This is a genomic window from Gelidibacter sp. (genome assembly GCF_035577925.1).
Taxonomy (GTDB): domain Bacteria; phylum Bacteroidota; class Bacteroidia; order Flavobacteriales; family Flavobacteriaceae; genus Gelidibacter.
In genome coordinates, this window is sequence record NZ_DATJCY010000036.1 from 1 (window position 1) to 7,962 (window position 7,962).

A 7,962-nucleotide genomic window follows, 5' to 3' on the forward strand; every position below is an offset into this window, starting at 1 on the left:
AGGCATAATATTTTCGGTTGGGCTCTCCGCTATTGCCTCTAAAGTTAACGCAAATAGCATCAATTCCATTTTGGTTGAATAATTTTGCAGCACCTGTCAAATAAGGCCGTTGGCCATGGCCTTCCAGTCCGCTGAGTAAAATGATGACCTTATCCGATTTCTGATCGGCATAACTCCAATCCAGATCTATAAAATCGCCATCCTCCAATTCTAATCTTTCACGTTGTTGTATTAAATTGACTTTTCTGATGATTCCAGAATATACAGTGGCGATAAATCCTCGTTTAAAGTAAAATGGTGGTTTGAATGTAGATTGGACGACTGGCATTACGTGATTGCTAAATTATGGGTTTTATTGAGATTTGATATTGGAAGCTTAGGCTATAAAATTAGTAAAATGCTTTGTTTGCTTAATCACTTACATGATGGTATTGTGAAAGGTTGACCATTAAGAAAGAAATAAATTTACTTTTTGATATTTGATTATATTTGACATTTTTGAAAATATCTTATGATTTAATTATGTCCAAAGGATGAAAGAAACAAAAACCTCGCAACTAATAGACAAAGTACTTGGCAGTTTTCAAGTGTTTTTAACACTTTCATATCTTTTTGCTATTGGCATCGGCATGTTATTTAATTATTATAAATACAATTATTTTGGTATTAATATCTTTGACTATGCCAGTGTTTTTGATTTTCTGATAGCTCCCTTTGCCGATTTTAGAATTCTATCATTTACATTGTTAACTTTAATTGTTACATATCTTTTGTTTGCATTTGATAACTTTTGGCAAAAACGAGGTCCAGCGAGTTACGCACGTTTTAGTTTTAATTTAGTTCGTTTTAAATGGTATCAAAACGTAAAATGGAGTTTCTTTTTAATTATTTTTATCTCATATCTCATTTTAGTTGCACAAGGCTATGGGAAATTGACCCACAATGAAGTGTCAAATCAAAAACATATAGCCGTACATTATATAGAAGGTCAATCTGAATTAGGACAGCTTATTGGTAAAACAAGTGATATGCTGTTTCTTAATCAAAAAACAGGGGTTATTGCCATTCCTATTTCGTCAATGGTAAAGAGTATTCAAATAAAATAAGTTCATAAATTTTTGAGCTATGATTTTTAATGCAACAAAGACCTATCTCTAATACTGCTCTTCATCATTAGGGAAATCTTCTGATTTTACGTCTTTCACATATTGTGAAATGGAATTGGTCATGTCTTCAAAAAGATTCATATAGCGTCTTAAAAAACGTGGATTAAATTCATGCGTCATTCCCAACATATCGTGCAAAACAAGGACTTGTCCGTCCACACCGTTGCCAGCACCAATACCAATAATAGGGATGGACACACTTTCGGCAACTTCTTTCGCCAATTTTGCAGGAATTTTTTCCAATACAATAGCAAAACAGCCAATTCTTTCAAGCATCATGGCGTCTTCTTTAAGTTTATCGGCCTCTTCGTCTTCCTTGGCTCTTACGGTATAAGTTCCAAATTTATAAATGGATTGTGGCGTGAGTCCCAAATGACCCATCACTGGAATTCCGGCATTTAAAATGCGCTTAATAGATTCTTTGATTTCTTTACCGCCTTCAAGTTTTACGGCATGTCCGCCACTTTCTTTCATGATTCGGATTGCAGAGCGCAACGCTTCTTTAGGATCACTTTGATAACTTCCAAAAGGCAGATCAACCACTACCAACGAGCGGTCAATACCACGTACCACACCTGCAGCATGATATATCATTTGATCTAAAGTAATAGGCAAAGTGGTTTCGTGTCCTGCCATAACATTACTAGCCGAATCACCTACCAAAATCACATCTACACCAGCACCATCTACAATTTTGGCCATGGTATAATCGTATGCGGTCAACATTGATATTTTTTCGCCATTGGCTTTCATGTCCACCAATGTTTTTACGGTGATTCTTTTATATTCTTTTTTTGCTACAGACATAGTTGATTTCTTTTAATTAAGTAAAAATAGTGAGATTATTTAAATGGAGTCATATTTAGAAAGGAAAACCTTAAAATGGACTAAAAATATATGATTTTTAAAAAAAATCATTAGGTTAAAGATTGACTTAAACCTTTGGCAAATCCTTAAAATTGAAAATAAATAAACGGTTGAAAATCGGTCGAAAATGCCTGAAAGCAGATAATACCTACACAAGCGGCAATGATTATCTTTATAAATCCTGGGCTTTTAGCATAAAAGTGCTCAATTCGATTTTTGGTGGTTTGCGGTAACCAATGTGTGATATACCCAAAAAGCATCACCCAGAATACCAATTGATAATGGACCAAAATATCCCATGCATAGTGCCAATCCATGTGTAATGCAACTTGTTTATACCAACGTGAAATATGATCCATACTTTCACCCCTAAAATAAATTCGTGTGAAGGTGATAAATGCAAACGTCACGAAAATTTTCCACCAACGGGCATACCATTGATTGTTGCTTTCATACGGACTAATTTTGCGCCAAAATTTGTAAACTACAATTCCCACACCGTTCAATCCACCCCAAATGACATATTTCCAAGAAGCGCCATGCCATAAGCCTCCAATTAACATGGTAAGCATAAGGTTTATATTGGTATTTATCTGACTTTTTACCGATTCATTATAAAGTGATAAAATATAAATGGAAAGAGCTAAAATCAATACAATAGATACCACCATCAAATCCTGATAAGCATATAAAACACCCAAAATAAAAACAGCTAAAATAATATAAGATGCGGCCGATCCTTTTCGGTTTCCACCTAACGGAATGTATAAATAATCGCGTAGCCAAGTGGAAAGTGAAATGTGCCAACGTCTCCAAAAATCGCCCGCACTTGTGGCTTTATAAGGCGAATTAAAGTTGATGGGTAATTTGAATCCCATCAATAGCGCAAGGCCAATAGCAATATCGGTATATCCCGAAAAATCACCATAAATTTGAAGTGAATAGCCAATAAGTGCCATGACATTGGCAAATCCTGAAAACATTTCGGGCGCATCAAACACACGATCCAAAAAGTGCATGGCAATAAAATCGGCAAAAATCATTTTTTTGATCAGTCCTTTCAGGATCATAAACGTTCCGGTATCAAAATCAGATTTCGTAATAACCGTTGGTTTAGAGATTTGAGGCACAAAGGTTTCCGCCCTCACGATAGGTCCCGCAACCAATTGCGGGAAGAAACTGACATAAAACCCAAAATCGAGTATGGATTTTAACGGCACTAATTTTCTCCGATATATGTCAACGCTGTAACTAATGGTTTGAAAAGTGTAAAATGAAATTCCCACTGGAAGAATGATTTTATCTACCGTGAAATAATGTTGGTTGTTAAAACTATTGCCCCAATGCGCTAACCAATTATATACTTCAAAATTGGTATGGAAGAGCATATTGAAGGAATCCGTAAAAAAATAGGCATATTTAAAATAACAAAGCACCGTTAGATTGATGATGACGCTTGAGGTGACCAAAATTTTCCGTTTAATTTGCTTGTCGCTTTTATAAATATTTTTACCTATAAAAAAATCGACAAGCGTACTAAAAATAAGAATCCCAATAAAAAGTCCACTGGTTTTATAGTAAAAGAAAAGTGAGATCAGGAACAAATAGGAATTTCTAAGCTTGATTTTCTTATAGACGAGAGCGAAAATAAAATAGGCAACCGCAAAGAATATCCAAAAATTTGCTTGGGTAAAAATGAGAGGAAAATCTTCCGAAAACGTAAAAATGTCGTACAGCCTATTCATGCAATGTTTTATAGTGTTGCAACAACTCGTCCTTATTTCTACCTGTGGATTGTGCCCAAGCAGCAATCAGTGCATCCATAAATAAATCGCCCATTATGCTATAGCCCAATTGGGTAAAATGGATGCGGTCACGAGGCATTAATTTGTTTTGATACCATTTGTTTGAAGATCCCAAACCGCCCATTATTTCATAAAAATCCCAAACTGCCATTTTGTATTTTTCTCCCAGCTCCATAATAACTTGTTGCTGTACGGCCGTATTAGGATTCGGGATTTTTCGTTGGTAATAATCATCATTTGGAACGGTTAACAAAATAGCACAATCGGGGTTTACCCTTTGGACCATTCTTATAAAACTTTCATAATACAACTTGAAATTTTCAGGATCAAATTCGCTTTTTGGCATATAGCCATCATTGGTACCAATGGCAATAATAAACAGATCGGGTTGGTAAAGTTGTAGTTGTTTTTCAAAATATACAGTCCGATCATAAAATGCAAAACTGCCTCCGTTTACGCCAATACTAGTATATTCAATACCATAGCTATCGTTCATAAATTCCATGCCCATCAACGCAAATTCAGGGTTTATTGTAGTCGAATCTTTTAATATTAATGACAAGTTGACTTCTTCAATCAATTTATTAAAACGAAATTCACGATACTTTTTATCCAAGTTTAAGGTATCAGAAATAAATACGGAATCCAGAATGGTCAATTCATAATCTGATTTTTCGGTATTGTAAAACACTCTTAATTTATTAAACTCGTAAGGCTGTTTGGTATAATTGCGATGATTTGCTTTGATGTTAATAGTATCTGATACACTTCTGAACGCCGCGGTGATACCTGACAATCCCCAAGCAATGCTATCTTTTTTTATGGACGAGCGATAGCCTTGCCATTTTGACTTATTGCCTTCAATGCGATAATTTGATGGATTGTTGGTGTGCGCCAATTGGTACGGAAAAACAAAACCACGTTGTCCTTGTGACATGGTATTGGTGTTTTGGAGATAGGTTCTGATTTTATTTGAATAAATATCGGCTTGGATGTGTGAGCCACCAATATGAAAAATATGAAGTTTTTGTTGTTTACCGCTATAAATGGAATCCAATTTGGCAAAAAACTTATGAAATGTTGGCGATTGTTCAGCCATTTTGAAGGTATTTGCTTCAAAATTAATCAGATGACCTAATGTTGGTTTCAGGCTATCCAAATGGTATTTCTGTCCAAAAAAAGGAGTCGTGATTATTATAAAAAGTAAGATGAATGTATTTCTCATTTTTTGGTGTTTAAATCTAAATACATGGCCATAAAAAATAATTCGGAGATGATTTTAGTACCTGATGGCGAAAAATGTGTATAATCTGTGGCTGCCAATCCTTGGTCAACCCAATGTTGCATTGAGTTTTTTCCACCCATGGCATCATACATACTCCAAAAAGCAAAGCCGTTTTCCTTACAAGTTTCTTCCAAAACTTCGTTAAGATAGGGCAGAAGCGGATAAGTTTTCATCTGGCCGGCATCGGTGGTGGTCATATCTGAAGGACCAATAAAAATGACATCGGCATTGTTGCTTTTTCGCTTTACCCAATTGATATGGTTTTTTAAATAGCTGGCATATTCCTTTACGCCCAAAGAATCTTTTAAATACGGCACAGAATTTCCACCATATTGGAAAATCAGTAATTTAGGCTGTAATTGTTGGTACATTTCATGAAAATTGTTGGCATCTGTTCCAGCAAAAATGGTTCCTGATGATCCTCTCATCGCCACATTATCCAATGAAATACCGGAATTTCCATCTAAGGTAAGTCCATAAAAATCTGGACTTATTTTACTTTCTATTTCAATCCTTAGGTTGGATGGGGTTGTTGTCAAATTAAGTGAAAACTTATGATAATCACCGTCGGCGATTAATTCATCAGATAAGATCAGTTCGTCGTCATTATAAATATTGATCGTTGCCGGGACCAATGCATTTCCGTAATGTAAACCTATTTTGGTGAACGTCCTTGCAAGCAAATGTGATTTGGTAGGAATGCCTATGGTAATTGTTGCATTTTTTGTTTCTAAAGACTCGACAAGTACACTGTCAATAGTTTCATAAGCTTCTGTAAATCTTGAAAGCGATGAATACGCACCATATTTTTTATGAGGAAATTTTTTTTGCGTCGGATCAAAATAGGCATGTCGGGTCCAATTGTCAGAATGCGTAACGTTAGCACTAATTTGATCATAAACTTGCACTATAGGAATAAATCCCGGACCAGAACCACCATATAAACCTTGAAACCTATTGCGTAAATATCCCGAAATCCGATCGCCTTCCAATTGCGAATCGCCATAATGAATTATACGGCAATGGTCACTTTGCAGATTTTTGCGAATGCGATCAATAAAAGCCAGGCGATTATCAGGATAGCTGATGCGCTGGACTTTGGACGTATCTATTTTTCTAAAATCGGGGATAATAGGCGTTGCGATACTTTCTGGTTTTTCTTGATCGACTTCTTTGACTAAAGTTTCGATATTGCTCACAATGCTGTCCAAACTTTTTATATGGGATCGGTCGTAGCTCGGATCAGAAATAAAACTTTCGAATGTTGGATATTTAATATGAAAATCTCCTATAAAAAAACCTTCTTGAACCTTTCCATTATCAAGCGTTTTGGAGGTGGTCAACAGGGTGGTTCCCAGCAATACCAAAAGCGTTATAACAAAATAAATAAATATTTTAAAAGGGGAATACCTCATGAAATGGATTTGGAGATGGCTTTTTTATATTCGAAATATAGTGTAAAGATTAATATACATTTTGGTTTCCAATAGTTAAACTTTTTACTTTGATTTTTAATGTAAATTAACAATCCGCAAGATTGACGCTGACCGCCAAGCCGCCTTCAGAGGTTTCTTTGTATTTTGTATTCATGTCCTTTGCCGTTTCCCACATGGTCTGCACTACTTTATCCAACGGTACTTTAACATTTTTTGGATCGGTGTTGATGGCAAGTTCAGCAGCATTTATAGCTTTGATAGCACCCATGGCATTGCGCTCAATACATGGTATTTGCACTAATCCTGCAATCGGGTCACAAGTCAATCCAAGGTGATGCTCCATGGCAACTTCGGCAGCAATCAATACTTGATCGGCTGAACCTCCCAATAATTCACACAATGCAGCAGCGGCCATTGAGGAGGATACGCCAATTTCTGCCTGACAGCCACCCATGGCAGCTGAGATGGTCGCATTCTTTTTGAAGATACTTCCAATTTCACCCGAAACCAATAAGAATTTTTTGATGTGCTCAAAATCAGCTTCATGATTTTCGATCACCAAATAATACATCAATACTGCAGGAATAACGCCAGCACTGCCATTGGTTGGTGCCGTTACCACACGACCCAATGCAGCGTTGACTTCATTGACGCTAAGCGCAAAACAACTTACCCATTGTAAGATTTGACGAAACTTAACTTCTGTTTTTCTGATGGTTTGCAACCATTCTTCGGGAGAGTTATAGGGTAAATCGCATTTTAAGCTTTTATGCATGTCAAAAGCGCGGCGCCTTACGTTTAATCCGCCAGGCAGATTGCCTTCGGTATGACAGCCAATATACATACACTCCAGCATCGTGTCCCAAATACGTTTCAGTTCAAAATCAATTTCCTCCATGGTTCTGATGGACTTTTCATTTTCCAAAACAACACTGGAAACAGGCAAGTTCAATTCATGGCAATAAGCCAATAATTCAGTTCCCAATCGGATGGGATATGGGAAGGTGTTTTCAAAAATTTGTTCTTTTTGTTTGGAGCCTTGAAGTTCTTCTTTAACCACAAATCCTCCGCCAATAGAATAAAAAATTTCACTTTGGGCTTGTCCGTCAACAGTAGCCGTAAACTTCATTCCATTGGCATGGAACGGTAAAAACTCTCTATTGAAAACAATATTTTTTTTGACATCAAAAGCTACCGGTATTTCATTGTTAAACTGTAGAATAGTAGTGTTTTTGATATTTATAATTGTCGATTCAATACTGTCTATGGGCACGGTTTCGGGATCGGCACCACTAAGGCCCAGCATCACGGCATAATCGGTGGCGTGGCCCTTTCCTGTGAGGGACAACGAGCCATATAAATCGACGGTTATTTCAGTAACCTTTTCAAATTGGTTAGCTTCC

6 protein-coding genes and 1 pseudogene are annotated in these 7,962 nt (G+C 36.4%); 1 reads left to right on the forward strand and 6 read right to left on the reverse strand.

Annotated elements, in window-relative coordinates; translation table 11 throughout:
• Positions 1-328, reverse strand: a pseudogene (locus VNJ50_RS01285) (alpha/beta hydrolase); the annotation flags it as partial.
• Between the two features lie 205 nt (positions 329-533).
• Here VNJ50_RS01285 and VNJ50_RS01290 point away from each other — a divergent pair.
• The gene (locus tag VNJ50_RS01290; protein WP_325578302.1) at positions 534-1,106 is read left to right on the forward strand and encodes a hypothetical protein; all 573 of its coding nucleotides are present in this window, start codon (positions 534-536) and stop codon (positions 1,104-1,106) included.
• Positions 1,107-1,154: 48 nt separating this feature from the next.
• Here the strand turns inward: VNJ50_RS01290 and panB are convergent, their stop codons facing one another.
• The 5 genes from panB to VNJ50_RS01315 all read right to left on the reverse strand — a co-directional run.
• On the reverse strand, positions 1,155-1,973 hold the full coding sequence (panB, locus tag VNJ50_RS01295; protein ID WP_325578304.1) for a 3-methyl-2-oxobutanoate hydroxymethyltransferase: 819 nt from the start codon (positions 1,971-1,973) through the stop codon (positions 1,155-1,157).
• A 146-nt stretch (positions 1,974-2,119) separates the two neighbouring features.
• Positions 2,120-3,778: an MBOAT family O-acyltransferase gene (locus tag VNJ50_RS01300; RefSeq protein ID WP_325578306.1), complete on the reverse strand. Its 1,659-nt coding sequence runs from the start codon at positions 3,776-3,778 to the stop codon at positions 2,120-2,122.
• On the reverse strand, positions 3,771-5,063 hold the full coding sequence (locus VNJ50_RS01305) for a GDSL-type esterase/lipase family protein (RefSeq protein ID WP_325578308.1): 1,293 nt from the start codon (positions 5,061-5,063) through the stop codon (positions 3,771-3,773). Before VNJ50_RS01305 ends, VNJ50_RS01300 begins: the two co-directional genes overlap by 8 nt.
• Entirely contained in the window at positions 5,060-6,538 is a 1,479-nt protein-coding gene (locus VNJ50_RS01310; protein ID WP_325578310.1) for a GDSL-type esterase/lipase family protein, read from the reverse strand. The genes VNJ50_RS01305 and VNJ50_RS01310 overlap by 4 nt, the downstream gene beginning before the upstream one ends.
• A 106-nt stretch (positions 6,539-6,644) precedes the next feature.
• On the reverse strand, positions 6,645-7,962 hold a 1,318-nt coding region (locus VNJ50_RS01315), incomplete at its 5' end, for an L-serine ammonia-lyase (RefSeq protein ID WP_325578312.1).

Bases quoted from the DNA above. Each gene is read 5' to 3' on its own strand.
- VNJ50_RS01290 (WP_325578302.1), top strand. From the start codon at position 534: ATGAAAGAAACAAAAACCTCGCAACTAATAGACAAAGTACTTGGCAGT.
- panB (WP_325578304.1), bottom strand. From the start codon at position 1,973: ATGTCTGTAGCAAAAAAAGAATATAAAAGAATCACCGTAAAAACATTG.
- VNJ50_RS01300 (WP_325578306.1), bottom strand. From the start codon at position 3,778: ATGAATAGGCTGTACGACATTTTTACGTTTTCGGAAGATTTTCCTCTC.
- VNJ50_RS01305 (WP_325578308.1), bottom strand. From the start codon at position 5,063: ATGAGAAATACATTCATCTTACTTTTTATAATAATCACGACTCCTTTT.
- VNJ50_RS01310 (WP_325578310.1), bottom strand. From the start codon at position 6,538: ATGAGGTATTCCCCTTTTAAAATATTTATTTATTTTGTTATAACGCTT.